At 65.3% G+C, this 22,112-nt stretch carries 16 protein-coding genes; 9 read left to right on the forward strand and 7 right to left on the reverse strand.

Annotation, left to right across the window (positions count from 1 at the left end):
- Window positions 1-8: 8 nt before the first annotated feature.
- From AB5Y94_RS11910 to AB5Y94_RS11925, 4 genes are all read right to left on the reverse strand, one after another.
- The gene (locus AB5Y94_RS11910; RefSeq protein WP_017764943.1) at window positions 9-947 is read right to left on the reverse strand and encodes an ABC transporter permease; all 939 of its coding nucleotides are present in this window, start codon (window positions 945-947) and stop codon (window positions 9-11) included.
- Window positions 944-2,683: an ABC transporter ATP-binding protein gene (locus tag AB5Y94_RS11915; RefSeq protein ID WP_025202487.1), complete on the reverse strand. Its 1,740-nt coding sequence runs from the start codon at window positions 2,681-2,683 to the stop codon at window positions 944-946. Before AB5Y94_RS11915 ends, AB5Y94_RS11910 begins: the two co-directional genes overlap by 4 nt.
- Window positions 2,677-4,482: an ABC transporter ATP-binding protein gene (locus AB5Y94_RS11920; protein ID WP_368205571.1), complete on the reverse strand. Its 1,806-nt coding sequence runs from the start codon at window positions 4,480-4,482 to the stop codon at window positions 2,677-2,679. The genes AB5Y94_RS11915 and AB5Y94_RS11920 overlap by 7 nt, the downstream gene beginning before the upstream one ends.
- Window positions 4,483-4,596: 114 nt before the next feature.
- On the reverse strand, window positions 4,597-5,109 hold the full coding sequence (locus AB5Y94_RS11925) for a sigma-70 family RNA polymerase sigma factor (RefSeq protein ID WP_043170526.1): 513 nt from the start codon (window positions 5,107-5,109) through the stop codon (window positions 4,597-4,599).
- Window positions 5,110-5,757: 648 nt separating this feature from the next.
- Between AB5Y94_RS11925 and AB5Y94_RS11930 the strand changes: the two genes are divergently transcribed.
- On the forward strand, window positions 5,758-7,464 hold the full coding sequence (locus tag AB5Y94_RS11930) for a condensation domain-containing protein (RefSeq protein ID WP_368205694.1): 1,707 nt from the start codon (window positions 5,758-5,760) through the stop codon (window positions 7,462-7,464).
- A 36-nt stretch (window positions 7,465-7,500) separates the two neighbouring features.
- Here the strand turns inward: AB5Y94_RS11930 and basC are convergent, their stop codons facing one another.
- Complete coding sequence (gene basC / locus AB5Y94_RS11935) at window positions 7,501-8,805, reverse strand: putative histamine N-monooxygenase (RefSeq protein WP_368205696.1); 1,305 nt, start codon at window positions 8,803-8,805, stop codon at window positions 7,501-7,503.
- 66 nt (window positions 8,806-8,871) lie between these two features.
- A complete protein-coding gene (locus AB5Y94_RS11940) occupies window positions 8,872-13,161 on the reverse strand; it encodes an amino acid adenylation domain-containing protein (protein ID WP_368205572.1) in 4,290 nt (1,429 codons plus the stop codon).
- Between the two features lie 290 nt (window positions 13,162-13,451).
- Here AB5Y94_RS11940 and AB5Y94_RS11945 point away from each other — a divergent pair, with 290 nt between their 5' ends.
- On the forward strand, window positions 13,452-13,691 hold the full coding sequence (locus AB5Y94_RS11945) for a phosphopantetheine-binding protein (protein WP_005306882.1): 240 nt from the start codon (window positions 13,452-13,454) through the stop codon (window positions 13,689-13,691).
- 66 nt (window positions 13,692-13,757) lie between these two features.
- Window positions 13,758-14,957: a histidine decarboxylase gene (locus AB5Y94_RS11950; RefSeq protein WP_368205573.1), complete on the forward strand. Its 1,200-nt coding sequence runs from the start codon at window positions 13,758-13,760 to the stop codon at window positions 14,955-14,957.
- Window positions 14,958-15,007: 50 nt separating this feature from the next.
- On the opposite strand, the gene AB5Y94_RS11955 is transcribed toward AB5Y94_RS11950, so the two are convergent.
- The gene (locus AB5Y94_RS11955) at window positions 15,008-15,871 is read right to left on the reverse strand and encodes a YicC/YloC family endoribonuclease (RefSeq protein ID WP_054543738.1); all 864 of its coding nucleotides are present in this window, start codon (window positions 15,869-15,871) and stop codon (window positions 15,008-15,010) included.
- Window positions 15,872-16,017: 146 nt separating this feature from the next.
- Between AB5Y94_RS11955 and rph the strand changes: the two genes are divergently transcribed.
- The 6 genes from rph to AB5Y94_RS11985 all read left to right on the forward strand — a co-directional run bounded on the left by rph (window position 16,018) and on the right by AB5Y94_RS11985 (window position 22,047).
- Window positions 16,018-16,734: a ribonuclease PH gene (rph, locus tag AB5Y94_RS11960; protein ID WP_005306873.1), complete on the forward strand. Its 717-nt coding sequence runs from the start codon at window positions 16,018-16,020 to the stop codon at window positions 16,732-16,734.
- 75 nt (window positions 16,735-16,809) lie between these two features.
- Window positions 16,810-17,463, forward strand: a complete 654-nt coding sequence (gene pyrE / locus AB5Y94_RS11965) for an orotate phosphoribosyltransferase (protein ID WP_005306870.1) — start codon at window positions 16,810-16,812, stop codon at window positions 17,461-17,463.
- Window positions 17,464-17,639: 176 nt separating this feature from the next.
- A complete protein-coding gene (locus tag AB5Y94_RS11970; protein ID WP_368205574.1) occupies window positions 17,640-20,072 on the forward strand; it encodes a heavy metal translocating P-type ATPase in 2,433 nt (810 codons plus the stop codon).
- Between the two features lie 10 nt (window positions 20,073-20,082).
- The gene (gene cueR / locus AB5Y94_RS11975) at window positions 20,083-20,472 is read left to right on the forward strand and encodes a Cu(I)-responsive transcriptional regulator (RefSeq protein WP_010635698.1); all 390 of its coding nucleotides are present in this window, start codon (window positions 20,083-20,085) and stop codon (window positions 20,470-20,472) included.
- A gap of 126 nt (window positions 20,473-20,598) precedes the next feature.
- Window positions 20,599-21,753: a diguanylate cyclase gene (locus AB5Y94_RS11980; protein WP_368205575.1), complete on the forward strand. Its 1,155-nt coding sequence runs from the start codon at window positions 20,599-20,601 to the stop codon at window positions 21,751-21,753.
- A 30-nt stretch (window positions 21,754-21,783) separates the two neighbouring features.
- Window positions 21,784-22,047 carry a YihD family protein gene (locus AB5Y94_RS11985; RefSeq protein WP_005306857.1) on the forward strand — a complete coding sequence of 88 codons (264 nt, stop codon included), beginning with the start codon at window positions 21,784-21,786 and terminating at the stop codon, window positions 22,045-22,047.
- Window positions 22,048-22,112: the final 65 nt, after the last annotated feature.

The following is a 22,112-nucleotide window of genomic DNA, read 5'->3' on the forward strand; positions in this document are numbered from 1 at the left end:
AGTCTCTCTCATCGGCGCTGCCAGAGGATCAGCAGCAGGAACAGCACGCCGCCGAGGCTGCCGGCGGTGAGCCCGATGGGTACCTCGAAGGGGTGGATCAGCAGCCGGCTCAGCAGGTCGCACGCCAGCAGCAGCAGGGCACCGTAGAGGGCCACCAGCGGCAGGGTCTTTCTCAGGTGCTGGCCGTGGCGCAGCACCACCAGATTGGGGATCACCAGCCCGACGAAGGGGATGGCGCCGACCGTGATGACGGTGGCGGCCACGGTGACCGCCACCAGCAGCAGGCCGAGGGTGGCGGTGGCCGAGTACCCGAGCCCCAGGCTGGCGGCGGCCTCCTCCCCCATGCCGAGCACGGTGAAGCGGTGGGCGTAGAGATAGGTCAGCAGGGTGATGGGCAGGATGAGGTAGATGATCTCGTAGTTGCCCTCGACCACCTTGGAAAAATCCCCCAGCATCCAGCCCTGGATGCTCTGCAGTATGTTGTGCTGGTAGGCGTAGAACTCGGCGAGGGCGCTCAGCACGCTGCCATACATGAGGCCGATCACCGGGATCAGCACGGTATTCTTGAAGCGGATGCGGCGCACGATGACGATGAACAGCAGGCTGGCGGCAAAGCAGAAGGCGAGCGCCACCAGCATGCGGCCGGTGGTGCCGGCGGCGGGCAGCTGGGTCAGGGCGATCAGGATGCCGAGCTTGGCGGCGTCGAGCCCGCCGGAGGTGGCGGGCTCGACAAAGCGGTTCTGCACTATCTGCTGCAGGATGACGCCGGCCACCGCCAGCCCGGCGCCGGTCAACAGCACCGCCGCCAGCCGCGGCAGGCGACTGGCGGTGAGGGTGAGCAGGCCATCCCCGGCGAAGAGCTCCGCCAGCGGGAGGGGGCGCGCCCCGATCAGCAGGGAGCATGCGGCCAGCACCAGCAGGGTCGCCGGCAGCAGGAGCGCCCTCACGCGTCCTCTCCGGTCAGGCGCCACCCCTTGGCGCTGGCGCGCTGCGCCAGGAAGTGGGCATAGCGCCCCGGCTGGCGGCTGAGGACGGCGTGGGGGCCCTGCTCGCACACCATGCCAGCGTCGAGCACCACTATCTGATCGGCCATGGCCACGGTCGAGAGCTGGTGGGCGATGACGATCAGGGTGCGTTTGCCCCGCAGCCGGGCCAGCGTCTCTGTGATGGCGGCCTGGTTCTCCGCATCCAGCGCGGCGGTGGCCTCATCCACCAGCAGGATGGGGGCGTCCTTGAGCAGGGCGCGGGCGATGGCGATCCGCTGGCGCTCGCCCCCCGAGAGGCGCGCACCACCCTCGCCAACCTGGGTGTCGAGCCCGAGCGGCAGGCGCTCGACTATCTCGCTCACCCCGGCCTGATGGGCGGCGTGCAGCAGCTCGGCATCGCTGGCCTCGGGCTTGCCGATGCGGATGTTGTCGGCAATGGTGCCCTGGAACAGATAGGCATCCTGGAAGATCTGGCTGATGTGACTGGCCAGGGTCTCACCGCTCATGGCGCGCACGTCCACCCCTCCCACCAGCACGGCCCCCTCGCCGACGTCGAAGAAGCGGGCGATGAGCCGCAGCACAGTGCTCTTGCCCGAGCCCGAGGCGCCGACCAGCGCCGTCATGCTGCCGGGCGCCACCGCCAGATCCACCCCCTTGAGCACCTGCGGGTGGGCCGGGTCATAGCCAAAGTGCACCCCGCGCAGTTCCACTGAGCCATCCAGCGGGGTAGCAGGAGTGGCCGGCTGCGGCTGGGCCGGGTAGTCGAACATGGTCTGCAGGGCCGCCAGCTGGGCACGGGCGCCGCGCAGCACGTCGCTGTAGCCGGCCACGTCGAGCAGGGGATCGATGAAGCGGTTGATGAGCACCAGGGTCACCAGGGCGGCGATCAGGCTCTCCCTGTCGGCACCGCCCAGGTGCTGGGCGGCCACCAGCAACAGGGTGGCAAAGCAGGCCTGCACTGCCCAGACGTTGAGCCCGGAGGCCAGGGCGGTGAGCCGGATCAGCTGCCTGCCGGAGGCTTGTTGCTGGGCGATGGCCTGCTCGAGGAAGCGGGTGCCCCCCTGCTCGCCGTTGAAGGCGCGCAGCACCGACTGAGCCTGGGCAAACTCCACCATGCGCTGGCTGGTATCGGCGGCATGCTGGTGGAAGGTCTGGTCGGCGTGCTGGTTTAGGCGGGTGGTGAGCAGGAAGACCGCCACCAGCAGCGGCAGGGCGATCAGGGCGATGAGGCCGAGCTGCACATCGAGGGCAAACAGGGCCACCAGCACCACCAGCGGGGTGATCACCCCGCCGAGCAGGGGGGTGAAGACGTGGGCCGGCAGCTGGGCCAGTTCCATCATGCCTTGCGAGGCCAGGTGGTTGAGGCGGGCTGTGTTGGCCGGGGTGAACCAGCCGATGGGCAGGCTGCCCACGTGCTCGCCCAGGGCGTGGCGGCCGGTGCGCAGCACCGCGATCCCCACGGCGATGCCAGCCTTTTCCACCCGGCGGCGCAGGTTCCAGCAGAGCAGCACGCCGATCAGCTGCACCAGCAGCCAGCCGGTGGCGGCGTCGGTCTCGGCCCGCAGCAGATGCGTGAGCACCGGGATGAGGCAGACCAGGGTCAGGCCGCAGAGCAGGCCGTAGAGCAGGGCCAGCAGGCCGTAGCGGCGCAGCAGGACGGCGTCGTCGCCGAGCAGGCGCAGGAAGGTGTTCAGCATGTGGAGACGGCCTCCTGATGAGGGATATGGGTCTGGGTGGGAGTGTCGTATCCCCCCTGTTCCCACAGATGGGCATAGCGGCCGCGGCGGGCCAGCAGTTCGTGGTGGCGCCCCTGCTCGCACAGGACGCCGTTGTCGAGCACCAGGATCCGGTCGGCGTGCATCACGGTGTCGAGCCGATGGGCGATGACGACCAGGGTGCGGCCGCGGGCGAAGGTGGAGAGCGCCTGTTGCAGCTTCACCTCGTTGTCGGCGTCGGCGGCGGCGGTGGCCTCGTCGAGCACCAGCACCGGCGGGTCGAGCAGCAGGGCGCGGGCGATGCTGACTCGTTGCAGCTCGCCGCCGGAGAGGTTGGCGTCCTCACCGACCACGGCGTCGTAGCCCCGCGGCAGGGCCAGAATGCGGTCGTGGATGTTGGCGCGGCGCGCGGCGGCCTCGACCTCCTGGCGGCTGGCGCCGGGGCGGCCGAGGGCGATGTTGTCGTGCAGGCTGGCGTGCACCAGGCGCACCTCTTGCAGCACGAAGCCGATGTGGCGATAGAGCTCGCGGCTCTCGAGATCGCGCAGGTCCACCCCGCCCAGGGTGATGCGCCCCTCGCTCGGGTCGAAGAAGCGCAGCAGCAGCCTGGCCAGAGTCGATTTGCCGGCCCCGGAGGCGCCGACGATGGCGGTGACCGTGCCCGGGGTCAGGGTGACGGTCAGCTCGCTGAGCACCGGGGTCTGGTCGTCGTAGCGGTAGCTCACCTGCTCGAGGCGCAGGGTGTTGTCGACCGGCAGCAAACCGGTGCCGGCGGCGGGCTCCGTCAATACCGGAGTGGCGAGCAGGCCGTGGAGCCGTTCGGCGGCCGCGGTGGCGCTGCCGAGATCGTGCTTGAGGTAGCTCAGCAGCATCAGGGGGGCGCACAGCCCCGGCGCCACCAGCACAAAGGGCAGCACCTCGGCCGGCGCCATGGCGCCCGCTCGTACCATCACCACGGCGCCGGCCAGCACCACCCCGAGGACCGAGGCGGGGGCCATGATGGCGTTGGCGTTGGCCATGGCCGCGACCAGCGGACGGGTGAAGTCGGTGAAGGCGCGGGCAAAGTCATCGATGGCGTTGCGGTAGCTGGTGTGCAGCCGGCCCTGCACGCCGAAGGCCTTGACCACGGGGATGCCGCTCACGAACTCCACCACGGCGTTGTTGATGCGTGCCATGCCGGCGCCGAACTGCTGCATGTTGGCGGCGCTGGCGCGGTGGGCGCGGGCGGAGAACAGGAAGAAGAGCGGGAAGGGGGAGAGGGCGATGAGGGCCATCCGCCAGTCCATGGCGAAGAGGTAGATCAGGGAGATGAGCACAGCGCCGCTGCAGCGGCCCAGGGTGGTGTAGAAGTGGGCCGTCAGGCTGTGCAGGGTGCCGATGTCGTCCTGCATCGCCTGTTTGACCTCCCCCGAGGCGCGGGCGGTGAACCAGCCAAGGGGCACCCGGGCCAGCCGCCGGGTCAGGGCCTGGCGCAACTGGCCGGTGATGCGGTTGTCGGCCAGGTGGGCCACCAGATCGCCGGCGCTGAGCAGGAGCATGCCGCCAAACAGGCAGGCCAGGCTGATCCCGAGCACTGCGGTGATTGCGTCGCCTGGCACGGCGGCATCGGCCAGCATCAGGCCCGCCAGGTGGGCGATCCCGGCCAGCGGGACCAGGGTCAGCATGGCGCCGATGGCCGCCAGCAGGGCGGCGGCGATCAGGTGGCCGCGAATGGGGGCCAGCACGCGGCTGATGGGCCCGCCAGCATTGGCCTCGGGGCACTGCACATCGTCTGCCTTCATGGCTATTTCTCCACGGTGAAGTGATGGTGGCCGCAACGAGCGACCGGATCTCTGTGGTTTTCCGTATGGGGGACAAAAAACCTCAAATGAATCTTTTCATTTCCCCCATCCGGGTCAGATGCCGCCGCCGGGCCGGCTGCGATGGCAGCTTTGCATGCCCTGGGCGATATACTTCTCGACCGATGAAACGGACACCTGCAGCTGGCTGGCGATGTCCTGATAACCGAGGCCGCCGAGGCGGGAGAGCAGCAGGGCCTGGCGGATCTTGGGGGACTGGCGTTGCAGGGCCGATGCGACGGCTCCCAGCGCCTCGCGCTGCATGGCGCGCAGCTCTTCCGAGGGGGCCTGAGCGTCGGGCTGGTAGCTCTGCTGCTCGAGGTAGCGGGCCTCCAGCGCACGCCGGCGGTAGAGATCGATCACCTTGCCCTTGGCGATCTGCATCAGATGGCGACGGCACTCGGCCGCCGTGGGGATGTGTCCCTTGCGCAGCAGCTGAAGGTAGATGTCGTGTGCCAGATCCGCGGCGTCGCAGCTGTTGCCCAACCTGCGTCTCAGCAGCGAGCAGAGCCATCCGTGATGTTCCTGATACAGACGATGCAACTGCGCCTGGAAGGAGCCTGTGCCCATTTCCACGATTTCTCTCCTGAACCTCGTGTTATTTTTATTTGAGAATGAAAATCATTATGCTAATCATTTGCACGGTATCGTGTTCATCGATATATCGCAATGCCTTTCCCGCCAATTAGGGGGGAGGGGCATGCGTCCGTGGTTATTTCAAATAAAACAGACGTAATTCACAGGGTTATATTTCCACAGAGAAGGAGATGGCTTTTGCTGCAATTCCATAATGAGGGGCTGCTTGAGCTGCCTGTCAGTGCCCATGAAGAGAGCTGCTGGTTGTTACAACAACAGCAGCCCGAGCAGATAATTAAACAGGTGATGTGTTGGCCGCTCCCTGACGATATTGATATTTCGCTGTTGATATTGAGTGTTGAGTTATTAATAAAGGAGCAGCCGGAACTCAATGCCCGTTATTTTTTCAGTGCCGATGGCGATCTATTTAAATATCAGATAAATGGCTGGTATCCCTGTCTGGAATTTCATCGTCTGGCGGCTGAGGAGGTGGATGAGCTGGTACGGCGAGTGCAGCAGGCCCCCTGGGACAGTGCACGCCAGCCGCCTTTCAAGGCATTGATTATCAACGCAGAAAATAGTGTGACACTGGCCTTGGTGTTGCATCCTGTGCTTGCGGAACAGGGTTCGCCACAGACCCTGATGGCGGCGTTGAAGCAGCACTACGATCGGTTGGCTACCGGCCAGGCCGGGCAAACGCCGCTGCTGCTATCATCCCCGGCATGCATTGCCGCACCAGCCTCTTGTGTCCCTGCTCATGATGTCGGCAAGAATATTTCACGGATTATTCTTGAGGAGTTTCGCCGTGCCTTGTCATCGCCCGATATGGGACCGGATGATGACTTTTTTGATAATGGTGGTCACTCCCTGCTGGCGACCAGAATTATTGGGAAATTACTGAGCGAGCACGGTATCGAGTGCCGCTTCAACGACTTTTTCGAATCGCCGACGGCAGCAGCTCTGGCACGCAAGGCCGTGATATCAGAGCAGGCTTCATTGCCGGAAGTCGTTTTGGAAAATAACAGGGCACCGGCTCCGCTCGCCCTGGCGCAGGCCTCTCTGTGGCGGGCTTATGAAGCCCACGACTTTGGCACCATTTTTAATCTTCCCTTTGCCCTCGACTTTATTGACGAGGTGGACGAGTCCCTGTTTGCCCAGGCCTTTGCCGATATTATCGAGCGCCACGCCAGTTTGCGGACCCTGTTCATGACGCAGGATGGCGAAGTGCGGCAACGCATTCTCCCGGCCGATCAGCTGGCTGGCTATCGCTGGTTCTGGGGCAGTGCCGAGTCGCAGGGGATGACCCTGGCCGACGCAGCGGCCCATCGCTTCGACCTGACCCGGGAGCTGCCGCTGCGGATCCGTTTCCTGCGCGATCCGGCCACGGGGCGCCAGCAGCTCTCCTTGCTGGTGCACCACATGGTGGTGGACGAGTGGTCCATCAACCTGATGATGGGGGAGCTGGCCCAGGCTTACCTGGCTCGCGCCGCCGGGATTGCCCCCCGCTGGGATGCACCGGCGCCGGCGTTTCACGATTTTGCCCGTCGGCAGGCGGCGGATGGTATCAACGAGACGCACCTGGCCTACTGGACCCGTCTGCTGCACGGCGCCGTGCCGGCTTCCCGCCGTCCTCCCTTGCCGGTGATGCCCCTGCAGGGGGAAACCTGGGCCGCCCGCTGGCACGAGTGGCAGCCGGCCGAGGGCACGCTGGCCCGGCTCTATGAGCTGGCCCGTGGCCACGATGCCTCCCTCTTTACCCTGATGTACACGGCCATCGCCCTCTCCTTGCACCAGCTGGGTCAGGCCGAGGAGATCCTGATCGGCACCTCGACCTCGGGGCGCACCGATCCGGCCTTCTTCGATTCGGTGGGCTATTTCACTACCATGGTGGCGCATCGGGTGTCGTTTGCCCCGACCACCCGGTTTGGCGATCTGCTGCGCCAGGTGACCCGCACCATCAACGACTCACTCTGCTACGCGGATGTGCCGCTCGAACAGATCCAGCAGGGATTGGGCATGACGCCAGCCGACGGCTTGCTGTTCGACGTCTACATCCAGATCCACGCCAGCAACGCCCTCAACGGCCGTCTGCCGACCCCGGCGGGCGAGGGGCTGCGCTACCGCCAGATCGATGCGGACAAGACCGAAACCATGTTCGGCCTGCAGTTCGAGATCATGGAGGATGTGCTGGACGATGAGCGGCGGCTGCGGCTGGTCATTACCTACCGGGACGGTCGCTACAGCCCGGCCCAGATACAGACTCTCTGTGCCCTGCTTGACCTGTTGCTCGAACAGCTGGTGCGGGAGGGTACCGCCAGCCCGCTCGCGGCCCTAGCCCCACAGGTGTGATGGCGTGAGCCCCCGCAAGGGGGCTCACTGTTTGGCTCAGTCGGTCGGCAGACCGTAGTGCTGGAAGGTGGTGCGGGCGGGCAGGTGGTAGTGGGCGCGGCCCAGTAGCTGATTGAGGATGCGGGCATTGCGGTTGGGCCCTAGCCCCAGATCCGGCGAGCCTACCCCCTGCTGGAAGATGTCGGCGTTGTGGATGAAGACCCGGCCCGTGCCCCGATCGGCGCGGCGGGCGGTGAAGTCCTCCTGCACTATGCAGTCCCCCTGTTCGTCCACGGCCAGCACCTCGCCCTTCAATTGTTCGAACCAGGCGGGCCAAGCATGGGCATAGCCGGTGGCGGCCACCACGGCATCGGCCTCGAGGGTACAACGCTGATCGAGCTGGGTGTGGTGGCAGGTCAGACGCAGGGTGCCGTCGCTCAGCACTTCGGCCGCCTCCAGATTGCAGCTGGAGAAGAGGGTCAGCCCGGGTGTCTGGCCGCCGATGGATCGCTCGTAGATCAGGTCGAACAGGGCGCCTATGGTCGCGAAGCTGATCCCCTTGTAGAGCATCCCCTGCCCGGCCACGATGGCGCGCCGTTTCTCCCGCGGGATGCGCTGGAAATAGTCCATGTAGCCGGGGGTGAAGCACTCCTGCCCCAGCTTGGAGTACTCCATGGGGTGGAAGCCGGGGGCCCGGGTGATCCACTGGATGGCCGCCCCGGCGGCCACCCGCTCCGGCGTGAGCGTCTGGAACAGGGCCAGCACGCACTCGGCCGCACTCTGCCCCGAGCCGACCACGGTCACCCGGCGGCAGGCGGCCAGGCGCTCCCTGGCGTGCAGGAAGTCGGCGGAGTGCAGCAGATTGGGATGATCGATCCCCTGCGCCCAGGCTGGCAGGGCCGGGCGGGTGCCGATGCCGATGGCCAGATCACGGCTCTGATAGTGGCGGGCCTGGCCGTCGGCGTCGCAGCTCTCGAGGCAGAAACGCTCCTTGCCCGCATCGTAATGCACCGCCACCACCTCTTCGCCAAAGCGGCAGCCGGGGAGCTGCTCGGCGGCCCAGCGGCAGTAGTGGTCATACTCGCGGCGCGGGATCTGGAAGTGGTCGTAGTAGTAGAAGGGGTAGAGCCGGTCGTGCCGGTGCAGGTAGTTGAGGTAGCTCAGCGGATGGGTCGGATCGGCCAGGGTGACCAGATCGGCCAGGAAGGGCACCTGCAGCGTGGTGCCCGGCAGCAGGAGCCCCTGGTGCCAGCTGAAGGCCGGTTTGCGATCCAGAAATACCCCGCTCAGCTCGGGATGCCGGTCCAGCAGGGCCGCCAGCCCCAGGTTGAAGGGGCCGATGCCGACCCCGGCGATATCCACGTGTGTGGTCTCCATAAACACTCCCAAAGGAAAGGTGATGCGCCCCGGCCATGCCGGGGCGCAGGGTCAGGCGCGCACGCTGGCCAGCAGCCCCTCGACGTCGGCCGCCGTGCGGCAGGCCAGCAGCTGGCCCGGTGACAGCTCCACGGCGAAGCGTTCGCGCAGCCGGGCCGAAATGGTCTTCAGGTGCTGGGGCCGCAACCCCAGCGCGGTAAAGGGCTGCCGGCTGTCGGCGCTGCCCGGTGCCGCGCCCAGCACCTCCAGATAGATGTCGAGTACCCCGTGACGGGGGGCGGGTTGCGCCAGCAGGGTGCGAGCGGCGGGCTTGTCCGGCTTGCCGTTGGCGGTGAGGGGAAGCTGAGCGACAGCCAGGGCGCGGGTCGGCACGTGGGAGGCCGGCAACTGTGCGCGGGCAAACTCGCGCAGGGCGGCCGGGTCCAGCCGGTGGCCGGTGGCGCAGACGTAGAGCAGCCCGATCCCAAGCTCCCCCTGTTGCTCGTCGCCGTACTCCACCACCAGTACCTGGGCGAGGGCCGGATGGGTGATGAGGGCGCTCTCGACGTCGGGCAGCGAGACACGCACCCCGCGCACCTTGATGTAACCGTTGACCCGGCTGTCGAACAGCAGGGTGCCGTCGCGGCGGTAGCGGCCCCGATCGCCGGTGCGAAACGCACGCACCGGCTGGCCCCTGTCATCGGTGAGGGTGACGAAGTCGGTCTGGATCAGCTGCCCCTGTTCGAGGTAGCCGAGGGCCAGGTTGACGCCGCTGGTATGGATGCGGCCCGCCACCCCGAGCGGGCAGTGTTCGCCGCGCTCGTCCAGCAGCCAGTAGGCATTGCCCGGCAGCGGTATGCCATAGGGAATGCGCTGCTGATCGTCGGCACTTATCTCGTGCCAGATGCTCCAGATGGTGGTTTCGGTCGGCCCGCCGAGGGAGAAGAGACGGGCGGCAGGCAGGCCGGTGCGCAGGCGCTCTATGATGCCCGGCTTGATGTAATCCCCCCCCTGGGCGATGAGCCGCAGACTCTGCAGCGTGTCGACCGGGTGGCAGGCGAGCAGCATCTCCAGCATGGCCGGCACCGAACACCAGAGGGTGACGCCGTGCCGTGCGATGAGCCGGCCCCAGTGCACCGCATCCTTGTCGGCGCCGGGCTCCGGCAGCACCAGGGTGGCGCCGGCGGTCAGGCAGCCAAACACGTCGAAGACCGACATGTCGTGGTGCAGCGGGGTGACGGAGAGAAACCTGTCCTGCTCTGTAATGCCCCAGCGCTGCAGGGTGCTGCCGATCACGTTGGCGGTGGCCTGGTTGCTCAGCACCACGCACTTGGGGCGCCCCGTGGTGCCTGAGGTATAGAGGTAGTAGGCCGGCGTGGTGTGGGCACTGCGCCCCGCCCAGGGCGTGCCGAGGGGGGCGTCGTCGCCGGCCAGCAGGGTGGCCGGGGTCAGCGTGGGGTGGCCGGTCTCTGCGCCTGGCTCTGCCACCACCAGATCGGGGCAGCAGTTGTCCAGCAGATAGCGGCGGCGCTCGGGTGGCGAGGCGGCATCGACGGGCACCCAGATGATACCGCTGAGGGCGCAGGCCAGGGTCACCATGGTGTGTTCTGGGCTGCGCGGCAGGCAGATGGCGACGACCTGCCCGGCCTCGATGCCGGCCTCGCTCAGGGCATGCATCACGCGCCCCACGCCGTGACCAAGCTCCCGGTAGCTGAGTTGTCGCTCCCCCTGGATCAGGGCCACCGCCTCGTGCTGCGAATGGAACAGGCGATCGGCGATGCGCTGCAGGAAGTCGGTGTGGCAGGCGGCGTCCGGCAGGCTGTTGTGACGGGCATGGGTGGGGGTGACCAGGTCTGGGAGGTGAAATGCCTTTCCCTCCGCCAGCCGGGCCACGGCACGCGCCATGGCCGCGAGCAGATCGCTCACCAGCGCGGCCTCCAGGGCCTCGCTGGCGTAGTCGATGTCGAGCACCAGGGTACCGTCGGCCTGCTGGCTGATGCGGATGTCCATGGCGACCTGGGGTGTCTGGGTCAGGCCCCCTTGCCACTGCATGGGACTCTCTGGCGCGGCCACCGGCCAGGCCAGCCCGTTGGTGATGACCACGGGCAGGGCGGGCCCGCCGCCATGGGTCTCCACCAGCTGGCGGGCGATATCGACCCCGGAGAAGGCGAGCCGATCCAGCCCCTCCATGACGTCCTGCTGCAGGATGTGGGCCCGCTCCAGCAGGGTGCCCTCCGCGGGCAGCCAGGTGAGGGCGATAAAACTGGATCGGTTGGTCAGCGGCCCGCCGGGTGGCGGGGCCACCGGCACGGCCACGCAGAGATCCCCCTCGTCGCGCCAGCGGGAGAGCACCTCCAGGATGACGGCCATCAGGGTGGTGTTCTTGAACAGGTGCTGGCGGGCACCCAGCTTGTAGAGCGCGACCGCCTGCCCGGCAGGTATGCGTTGCCGCTGGCGTGCGTAGCGGGCACGGCGCAGACCTTCGAGCGGCTGGGTCCAGGGCAGGCGCGGTGGCCCCTCCAGCCTGGCCAGCTTGCGTCGCCAGTAGTCCCCTGCCTGCTCCCGCTGCGCCGCCGTGGGCTCGTGAGCGGGCGGGGAGGGCAGCGCGGGGGCCACTATCCCTTCGAACAGCTCGCGCATCAGGGTGGCGATGGCGTGTCCATCCAGGATCAGGGCATCGATGCGCACGAAGGCGACCAGCTCGTCTCCCGGCAGGTGCAGCAGGGTCAGATCCCAGGGGGACTGCGTCAGGTCGAACAGGGCATGGCTGTATGCCTCCCGGTGGCGAGCGAGCCTGGGCTCCACCTCCTCTTCGGTCAGCTGACGCAGGTCCTGTTCGTGCAGATTGAGGCGCGCCTCGTCATCGACGACCTGTACCAGGCGGTCGGCATCGATGCGGGTACGCAGCGCATCGTGGCGCTGCACCATCTCCCGCAGGCGGGCGCGCAGCAGCGCCGGCTCCATCTTGCCGCGGTACTCCCGGTACTCCTGCATGGCGACGCCCCCGAGCGGAAACTGGGTGGTGCGCCCCAGCAGGTAGGCCTGCTGGAGTGGCGTCAGGGGCGTTTCGCGGCGGCGGTGCAGCGGGGCGTCGAGCAGGGCGGGATCCCGTGCCAGCTGGCGCAACTGTGCCACCAGATCGTCGAACAGTGCGGTGATCCAGGCGAGCGGCAGGGCATCGAGGCGGACGTCCCAGTTGATGAGCAGTTCGCCGCGCAGGCGCACCAGCTGGGCATCCAACGCCACCTGGGGGCCCTGGGAGATGACCCAGTTCATGGCGCCGAAGACCCTGTGCACCCGTCCGTCAAACAGCGAGCCTCCTTCCAGATCCAGGGCGGCGGTGAAGACGATGGGGGCCAGCTGGGCCGAGCCGTGGTGGCGGGAGAGATCGCGCATCACCGCCACGCCGGAATAGGCGCCGTGGCCGAGGCGCTGGTGCCATTGGGCCGCCAGTTGCCGGCACAGCACATCCAGCGTGCCGGCCTGGTCAAGGTCCACGTCCACCAGGGTGAGGTTGGCGAACTCGCCGACGATCCGCTGCTCGTTGCCAAGCACGGGCTCGCGCCAGAAGAAGGGGACATTGAGGCGAAAATGCCTGTCGCCGGTGGCCTTGCCCAGGGCGTGGGCGAAGAGGCCCAGCATCAGGCTGGAGAGGGTCAGGCGCCGCTGCCGTGCCAGGGTGGTGAGGGCCTGGCAGGTGGCGGCATCCAGGGTGGCGCTGAGACGCTCGCTGGTGGGGGGAGTCTGCTGCGGAGCGGGCGGCAGGGTGGGCGCCGGCGCCAACGCGGGCAGTTGCTGTCGCCACCACTGCCGATCCTGTTCCCGGCGCGCGCGCAGGCTTGTCTGCACCGCCTCGTGCCAGGCAAAAAACGAGGGGGATGGCGGCGGCGTCCACTCCGGCTCTTCGTACCACCGGGCCAAATCGGCGAGCAGGATCCGCACGCTGGAGGGATCGACGGCCATCATGTCGGTGTCGATGTGCAGCCGCTGGCGCTGGTTTGCCAGCCGGGTGACGGAGAAGCGGGCCGCCTGACCCCGGCTCAGATCGAGTTGCTGGTGGGTCCACTCCTGCCGCTTGCGGGCCAGGGCATCGGCCAGCGGCTGGCCGCTCAGGGAGCGGAAATCATCTATCTCCAGCACGGCCGGGGCAGGATCCCCCAGCGTTTGGGTTCCCTCCCGGGTGACGGTGAGGCGCAGCATGGGGTGCGCCTGATAGAGACGTTCCAGCGCACCGTGCAGGCGCGCCAGATCGAGGGCCGGGCCGTCAAACTCGGCGTAGAGGTGGGCACTGACGCCCCCCAGATGGGCATGCGCGCTGCGTCCCATCCAGCAAGCCGCCTGCATCGCGGTCAGTTCTTTCATCTCATTCATGGCGTTGACAACTTGTCGTGTTTCGTTGTTTATATATTTAAAGGTGAGAATGATTTTCATTTCAAGGTTAATTTAATCCGTCAACCCATATGGTTATATCGATAAGTCGCTTAATTAAATTGGCATCAGTCGTGGCCAGAGATGACCCTGGACAGTATTTCAGGCCGGTATGACTGGGCCTCTTTTTTGGCAGTCGTCGATCCAGTTTTCAGCAATTGGGTGGGGACGTTGATTAAACAATCACGACTAGAAATAACCATGACAGACAGTGAGGAAATAACATGAGCAGACCAACATTCATGACCCGTGAGTGGTTGAATGAACGAGTACAGAGCTTGGTGGAGGAGGGGGAGCTGGATCCGGAGGAGAGTCTGGTGCTGTATGGGCTGGACTCCCTCAGCATCATGCGCTTTACCGCAGAGCTGAAGGCACAGGGGGTCGATGTCGGTTTTGACGAGCTGGCGCGCAGGCCCACCCTGTCAGCCTGGTGGGCGCTCCTGAGCGGCTCCCAGGCGGCCTGACTGGCTGTATATATTCAATCAATTTCACGCATTGCTCTTATCATTCAGCAAGGGCGGCGCCAGTTCATGGCGTTCGCCACGGACACCATCATGACGCTGTCAGCAGAAGATCAGCACAGGCTCGAGCAGTTTTGGCAGTTCTGCCTTACCCATCAATATTTCAATGTCGGTTATCCGGAGGCTGCCGACTTTGATTATTCCAAGCTGCACAAGTTTTTACAGTTCTCTATCAATAACTGTGGCGACTGGGGCGCGCCTGGAAATTATTTGCTCAATACCTTCGAATTTGAGCGAGAGGTCATGCACTATTTCTCATCGCTATTTTCAATCCCGCCAGAGCAGAGCTGGGGTTATGTGACCAATGGCGGCACCGAAGGCAATATGTTTGGCTGTTATCTTGCCAGAGAGCTGTTTCCTGAAGGCACCCTCTATTATTCACAAGAGACACACTATTCGGTTGCCAAAATAATCAGGTTGCTGCGGATCAAGGCCAAGGAAATTCCCACTCTGCCCAGCGGGGAAATTGACTGCGATAAGTTGGCAGAGCAGATAGTGGATGATGGCGAGCGTCATCCCATCATATTTGCCAATATCGGTACCACCATGAAGGGGGCGGTCGACGACATCGGCGCCATTCAACGGCGGCTGTCGGCCATCGGCATCCCGCGTCAGGACTACTACCTGCACGCGGATGCGGCCCTGAGCGGTATGATACTGCCGTTTGTGGACGATGCGCCGGCCTTTTCATTTGCCGACGGCATCGATTCCATCAGTGTCTCGGGCCACAAGATGATGGGGTCGCCGATCCCGTGTGGCATCGTGCTGGCCAGGCGGCGTTTTGTAGATCGCATCGCCGTGGAGGTGGACTACATCTCGGCCAGCGATCAGACCATCAGCGGGTCGCGCAATGGCTTCACGCCCCTGCTGATGTGGGCGGCCCTCAAGGGACGGACGCTGGCCCAGTGGCGTGAGCGGACCGGGCGCTGCTTGGCCATGGCCCAGCAGCTGGTAGAGCGTTTGAATCAGCAGGGGGTGCCCGCCTGGCGGCATCCGCACTCCATTACCGTGGTCTTCCCGCGCCCCTCGGAGCGCACCTGGAAGCGCCATTGCCTGGCGACCTCGGGCGAGCACTCCCACCTCATCATCCTGCCTCATCATCACAGCCTTCATCAGCTGGATGCGGTGATCCGCGACATAGTGCGGGATCTCGGCCCGGCGGCCGAGCCCACCGCCTGCACGCTCCCTGTGCTCGCCTGCTCCGCATAAAAAGAAAAAGCCATTGTCTCCAATGGCTTTTTCACGCTATCGAACCGGTATTATTCGATGTTCTGGATCTGCTCGCGCATCTGCTCGATGAGCACCTTCAGCTCGACGGCGGACTGGGTCACCTCGGCGTTGATCGACTTGGAACCGAGCGTATTCGACTCGCGGTTGAACTCCTGCATCATGAAGTCGAGACGGCGGCCACAGGCGCCACCCTTCTTCATGATCTTGTTGGTCTCGCTGATGTGCATCTCCAGCCGATCCAGCTCTTCCGCCACGTCGATCTTCTGGGCCAGCAGCACGATCTCCTGCTCGATGCGGGCCGGATCCAGCTCCACCTTGGCTTCGGCCAGCCGGTCGGTGAGCTTCTGGCGCTGCCACTCGATGATCTGCGGCAGGTGCACGCGCACCTTCTTCACTTCCACCTGAATGCCGGCCAGACGCTGTTCGATCAGCGCCTTGAGGTTGGCCCCTTCGCTGGCGCGGGAGGCGAGGAAATCTTCCATGGTCTGGTCAAACCCGCCGAGCAGCTCGGTGGCGACCACGTCCATGTCCTGCTCGGCGGCAGCCATCACGCCCGGCCAGCGCAGCACGTCGACCGGGTTGAGCTGACCCTGGCCCGCCTCTTTCATCACCCAGTTGGCGCTGTCGATGATGAGCTTGGCCAGCTCTTCATTGATGTGCAGCTGGCTGGCGGCAGCTTGCGCGGCCTCGAAGCGCAGGTTGCACTCCACCTTGCCGCGCTGCAGCTTGGCGCGGAAGCGCTCACGCAGAACCGGCTCCAGGCTGCGCAGTTGTTCCGGCAGGCGAATGTAGGTCTCCAGATAGCGCTGGTTGACCGAACGAATTTCCCAAACGGCTGTGCCCCAGTCGCCCTTGAGTTCCTTGCGGGCGTAGGCGGTCATGCTGTGAATCATTGATTGTTCCGGGCTTGATGAAGTGTGGGGCCAGTATACTCAGCCAGGCCTGCTCCGTCAGCCGACAGCGTGGTTTTAGCGGCTGATATTTGGGCTGGGATCACTTATACTCCTGCGCCAATTCAGCCAGCCCAGAGGTCCGTCCCATGTCACGTCCCAGCGATCGCACTGCCGCGCAGCTTCGTCCGGTCACCATTACCCGCCACTTCACCAAGCATGCTGAAGGGTCTGTGCTGGTGGAGTTCGGCAACACCCGCGTGCTCTGCACCGCCAGCGTCGACACCAGCGTACCGCGCTTCCTGAAAGGGAAGAACCAGGGCTGGGTCACCGCCGAGTACGGCATGCTGCCGCGCTCCACCCACTCCCGGATGAACCGCGAAGCGGCCTCCGGCAAGCAGAGCGGCCGCACCCTGGAGATCTCCCGCCTGATCGCCCGCTCCCTGCGCGCCGCGGTAGACCTGACCGCGCTGGGCGAGCACTCCATCACAGTTGACTGCGACGTGCTGCAGGCCGACGGTGGCACCCGTACCGCCGCCATCACCGGTGCCTGTGTGGCGCTGGTGGACGCGCTGAACTGGATGGTGGAGAAGGGCATGATCAAGCAGAGCCCGCTCAAGCAGATGATCGCCGCCGTCTCCGTCGGCATGTTCGAAGGGGAAGCCATCTGCGATCTGGAGTACATCGAAGACTCCGCCGCCGAGACCGATATGAACGTGGTGATGACCGAAGATGGTCGCATCATCGAGGTGCAGGGCACCGCGGAGGCCGAGCCCTTCACCCACGAAGAGCTGCTGGAGATGCTGGCGCTCGCCAAGGGCGGCATCGCCGACATCATTGCGCTGCAGAAGCAGTCGCTTGCATGATTTTAAAAACGCGGCATTGTCCGCGTTTTTTTATACCCCCACACAAGACAACGACAAGCCAAGCAAGGAGCCAGAATGAAAGCCTACCAGCGTCAATTTATCGAGTTCGCCCTGGAGAAGCAGGTCCTCAAATTCGGTGAATTTACCCTGAAATCCGGTCGTAAAAGCCCCTACTTCTTCAACGCCGGCCTGTTCAACAGCGGCCGCGATCTGGCCCGTCTCGGCCGCTTCTATGCCGCCGCCCTGATGGATGCCGGCATCGAGTTCGACGTGCTGTTTGGCCCGGCCTACAAGGGGATCCCCATCGCCTCCGCCACCGCGGTGCAGCTGGTGGAGCAGCACGACGTGGACGTGCCCTGGTGCTTCAACCGCAAGGAAGCCAAGGATCACGGTGAAGGCGGCAATCTGGTGGGCTGCCCGCTCAAGGGGCGCATCATGCTGGTGGATGACGTCATCACCGCCGGCACCGCCATCCGCGAATCCATGGATCTGATCCAGGCCAACGGTGCCTCCCTGGCCGGTGTGCTGATCGCGCTGGACCGTCAGGAGAAGGGCAAGGGCGAGCTCTCCGCTATTCAGGAGGTGGAGCGTGACTACGGCGCCCACATCATCGCCATCATCCAGATGAGCGATCTGATCGCTTATCTGGAAGAGAAGCAGGCCGAGCAGCCGGAGCTGGCTACGCAACTGGCTGCCATGAAGGCGTACCGCGCCCAGTACGGCATCTGAGCCGATCACACCGCGCAATAGTTGAAGTCGGCGCCCGTTTGCTCCCTGGCAGCAAACGGGCGCCGTTTTTTCATCTGCAAAAAGTGAGTCAGGTGGCTTGAGCTTACCCTTACAGTAAAGGTTAGGGTTTGCTGGTTGGCGCTCGTTCTGGCCGACGGGTTCCGGGGAGGAACAAGATGACCACTCATATTCAATTACCCATCCATCTGCAGCTGCCGCTCACAGGTATGAGCTGCGCCAATTGCGCCAGCCGCATCACGACCGCCCTCAACAAGCTGGAGGGGGTCGAGGCGACCGTCAACTTTGCGCTGGAGCAGGCCGCTATCGACCTGGCCAGCCCCGACCGTTTGCCGGCTGTGCTGGAGAGCATTCAGGCACAGGGCTATGACTATGGCCACGAAACGCTCTCCTTCCAGATCAGCGGCATGAGCTGTGCCGGTTGTTCGGCCCGTCTGAACAAGATGCTGGCCGCACTGCCGGGCGTCATCTCAGCCGACGTCAACTTCTCGCTCGAACAGGCCCGTATCGTGCTGGTGCCCGGGATGCAGACCCCTGCCGCCCTGCGCGAGCAGATCGAAGCCCTCGGCTTTGGTGCCCAGCTGGCGCAGGGCTCGGCCAGCGGCCGCCGTCAGCAGTTGCTGGAGCGGGAAGCGCAGGAGGCCGCCAGTGCCCGTCAGGCGCAGACCCGGGTCATCGTCTCGGCGCTGCTGACCCTGCCGCTGCTGGTGGGCATGTTCTCAATGGCCGGTCTGCTGCCCTGGCATCTGCCCGCCTGGCTGGAGCTGGTGCTCGCCACCCCGGTGCAGTTCTGGATCGGGGCCCGCTTCTATCGCGGTGCCTGGCTCGCCATCAAGAACCGCTCTGCCAACATGGATGTGCTGGTGGCGACCGGTACCAGCGCGGCCTACTTCTACAGCCTCTATCTGCTGCTGACCCTGGGGATGGCCGCCAGCGGCCAGCTCTATTTCGAGGCAAGCGCCATCATCATCACCCTGATCTCCCTCGGCAAGTTGCTGGAGGCCCGCGCCAGACGCAGCACCCAGTCCGCTATTCGCGAACTGATGGCGCTGCGGCCGGAAACCGCCACCGTCTGGCGCGGTGAGTGCTGGCAGAGCGTCGCCATCGACGAGGTGCTGCGCGGCGATCGGCTGCGGGTGCTGGTGGGTGAGCGGGTGCCGGTGGATGGCAAGATCCTGAGCGGCGAGAGCGAGCTGGACGAGTCGATCCTCACCGGCGAGAGCCTGCCGGTGCCCCGCGGCGAGGGCGACAAGGTGCTCGGCGGTGCCATCAACCGCTCCGGCGTGCTGGAGATCGAGGCCACCACCGTGGGGGAGGACTCCAGCCTCAGCAAGATCATCGCCCTGGTGGAGAGCGCCCAGATGGGCAAGGCCCCGCTGCAGCAGTTGGTGGACAAGGTCTCCGCCGTGTTCGTGCCGGTGGTGATGGCCATCGCCCTCTTTACCCTGCTGGTGTGGTACGCCATCGGCAATGACTTCGGTCAGGCGCTGCTGGCGGCGGTGGCGGTGCTGGTGATCGCCTGCCCCTGCGCGCTGGGACTGGCCACGCCGGCCGCCATCGTCACCGGCACCGGGGTGGCGGCGCGCCACGGCATTCTGATCAAGGATGTGGATACCCTGCAGAAGGCCCACGCCATCAAGGCGCTGATCTTCGACAAGACAGGTACGCTCACTCAGGGCCGGCCGGTGCTGGCGAGCTGGAGCGGCAACGACGAGCAGCTGCGCCTCGCCGCCGCCCTGCAGCAGGCGAGCGAGCACCCGCTGGCGCTGGCCATGCGCGAGGCAGCCGGCAAAGATGCCGTGCTGCCCCAGCCGGAGGCGGTGGAGGTGCGGGTCGGGGCTGGTATCCTCGGCCAGGTGGTGGATCATTCGGTCGCCATCGGCAATGCCAGTCTGCTGGCCCAGCTCGGCATTGACGTACCACAACAGGATGAACAAGCCGCCGACGGCGCGACCCGGGTCTGGGTGGCCATCGACGGCGTGGTGGCCGGCATAGCGGCCCTGGCCGATACTCTGAGACCGGAGAGCCCCGAGGCCATCGCTACCCTGCGCCAGCGCGGCATCGCCAGCTGGCTGGTGAGCGGTGACGCACCGGCACCGGTGGCCCATATCGCCGCCAAGCTGGGGCTGGATGGGGCGTTTGACTCCGTGCTGCCGGCTGGCAAGGTGGAAAAAGTCGAGGCGTTACGGGCGCAAACCCGCGGGCTGGTCGCCATGGTGGGGGACGGGGTGAACGATGCCCCGGCGCTGGCGGCGGCGGATGTGGGCATCGCCATGGGCTCCGGCTCGGACGTGGCGATGGAGACCGCCGCTATCACCCTCATGCGCTCTGATCCGCGGCTGGTGGCCGATGCCATCGACATCTCGGCGGCCACCTGGCGCACCATCCAGCAGAACCTGTTCTGGGCCTTCGTGTTCAACATCATCGGCATTCCGCTGGCGGCGCTGGGTTACCTCAGCCCCGAGCTGGCGGGGGCGGCCATGGCCCTGAGCAGCATCACAGTCTTGAGCAATTCCCTGTTACTGAAACGCTGGCAACCGCGGGCGCTCGCCCAGGTCAGCCACCATGTCAGCACTGAATCGAACCGTTAAGGAGTCATCCATGAACATCAGCAAGGTAGCCAAGGCGACGGGACTGACCGCCAAGACCATCCGCTACTACGAGAGCATCGGCCTCATCTCGGCGCCGGTGCGCAGTGACAATGGCTATCGCAGTTACACTGAGGGGGCGCTGCGCGAGCTGCGCTTCGTCAAGCGGGCGCGGGAGACCGGCTTCAATCTGGAGGAGTGCCAGGAGCTGCTGGCGCTCTATCGGGACGAGCACAGAACCAGCGCCCAGGTGAAGAAGCTGGCGCAGGAGAAGATCGTCGATCTGCGCGCCCGCATCGCCGGCTTGCAGGCCATGCTCAGCTCCCTCGAGGGGCTGGTCGGTTGCTGTCACGGGGACGAGAATCCCGAGTGCCCGATCCTCGACGAGCTGGAGCGCGGCTGAGCCGCCCCTGCCGGCAGGCTGGGGTCTGGCATCATCGACTGACTAACCGCTTAATAACGGACGTTTTATTGTTGGCTCCGAAGGGGTAGTGGTAGACTGTGCGGCTCTTGTACAGGGAGTACGCAGTTGACCCAGAGTGTGACACGTCAGGTAAAGCAGGCCATCATGGCCCAGCTCTATACCCACGCCTCATTCAGCCTGCCTTGCCTGGGTCTGCTGGCACTTGGCTGGAGCCTGCTGTTCCACGACTACCTGCCCACCAGCGAGGCGCTCGGCTGGCTGGCGAGTGTGATGCTGCTGCTGCTCTGCCGGGGCTGGCATCTGCGCTGGCGCCAGCCCAGGCTGGCACAGATCCCGCTGCCGGTGCTGGAGCGCGAACTCTTCATCGGGGTGACCATCACCTCCATCATCTGGGCGCTGGGCGTGCTGCTCTACATGGACAAGCTGCCCGATACCTACCGCGCCGCCATGATGATGCTCGCCAGCCTGATCCTCACCGGCAGTGCCATCATGCTGTTCGGCAGTCGCCGCTCCCTCTATGGCGCCGTGCTGCCGCTCGGGCTGGCCATGGTGTTCGAACTGGGGGCGGGCAACGAGCAGGAGCGGATCGTCTCCAGCATGCTGGCCGGCTACCTGTTCGTCTTCCTGCCGACCCTGCTGCGTCGCCTGCGGCGGGATCAGGTGGCCTCCCTCTATCACCGTTTCTCCAACGCCGACCTGGTGGCCGAGCTCAAGGCGGTCTCCGAGCACCTCAAGCTCACCTCCCGGCTGGACGGGCTGACCGGCATCGCCAACCGGGCCCACCTCGACTACTGCCTCGAGCGCGCCTGGCGTCGCTGCCACCGTGCCCGGGCTCCCTTGTCGCTGGTGCTGGTGGATGTGGACTACTTCAAGCAGTTCAACGATCTCTACGGCCATCAGCTGGGGGATGAGTGCCTGCAGCAGGTGGCAGGTCTGCTGGCCGAGGTGCAGCGGCGGGAGGATGATCTCGCCGCCCGTTACGGCGGTGAAGAGTTTGCTCTGCTGCTGCCCTGCACAAGCATGCAGGGGGCCATGCAGATCGCCGAAAACGTGCGGGTGGCCCTCAAGGAGTTGAGCATTCCCCATCAGAAGTCCCTGGTTTCCGGTCGGGTCAGCTGCAGTTTCGGGGTGGCGACCCTGGTGCCGGACCAGACCCTCTCCATCAGCGAGCTGATACAAAAAGCGGATGCGGCCCTCTATCAGGCCAAGCATAATGGGCGGGATCGTATCGAAGTAGCCTTGATGGGTAAGGTTGCCTGAGTTTCACAAGACAGATTAAAGAGGTCGTCTATGCAATGTCATCGTATCGAAGAGCTGCTGGAGTTGTTGCAGCCTGCCTGGATCAAGGAACAGGATCTCAGCCTGGTACAGTTTGTTGCCAAACTGGCCGAGGAAGCGGGATTTGAAGGGCCTCTGTCCGAGCTGACCGACGACATGCTGATCTACCACCTCAAGATGCGTGAATCCGACAAGCAGGCGATGATCCCCGGTCTGGCCAAGGACCACGTGCCCGACTTCAAGGAAGCCCTGCTCAAGGCCCGCGGCATCAAGTAAAGAGTGCGCTTGCTGGAAGCTTGAAGGTTTTCAAAGGAATCTCTTAAAAAGGCGTTTCGTCAACT

The sequence above is a fragment of the Aeromonas sp. s5 genome, assembly GCF_040907865.1.
GTDB lineage: Bacteria > Pseudomonadota > Gammaproteobacteria > Enterobacterales > Aeromonadaceae > Aeromonas > Aeromonas dhakensis.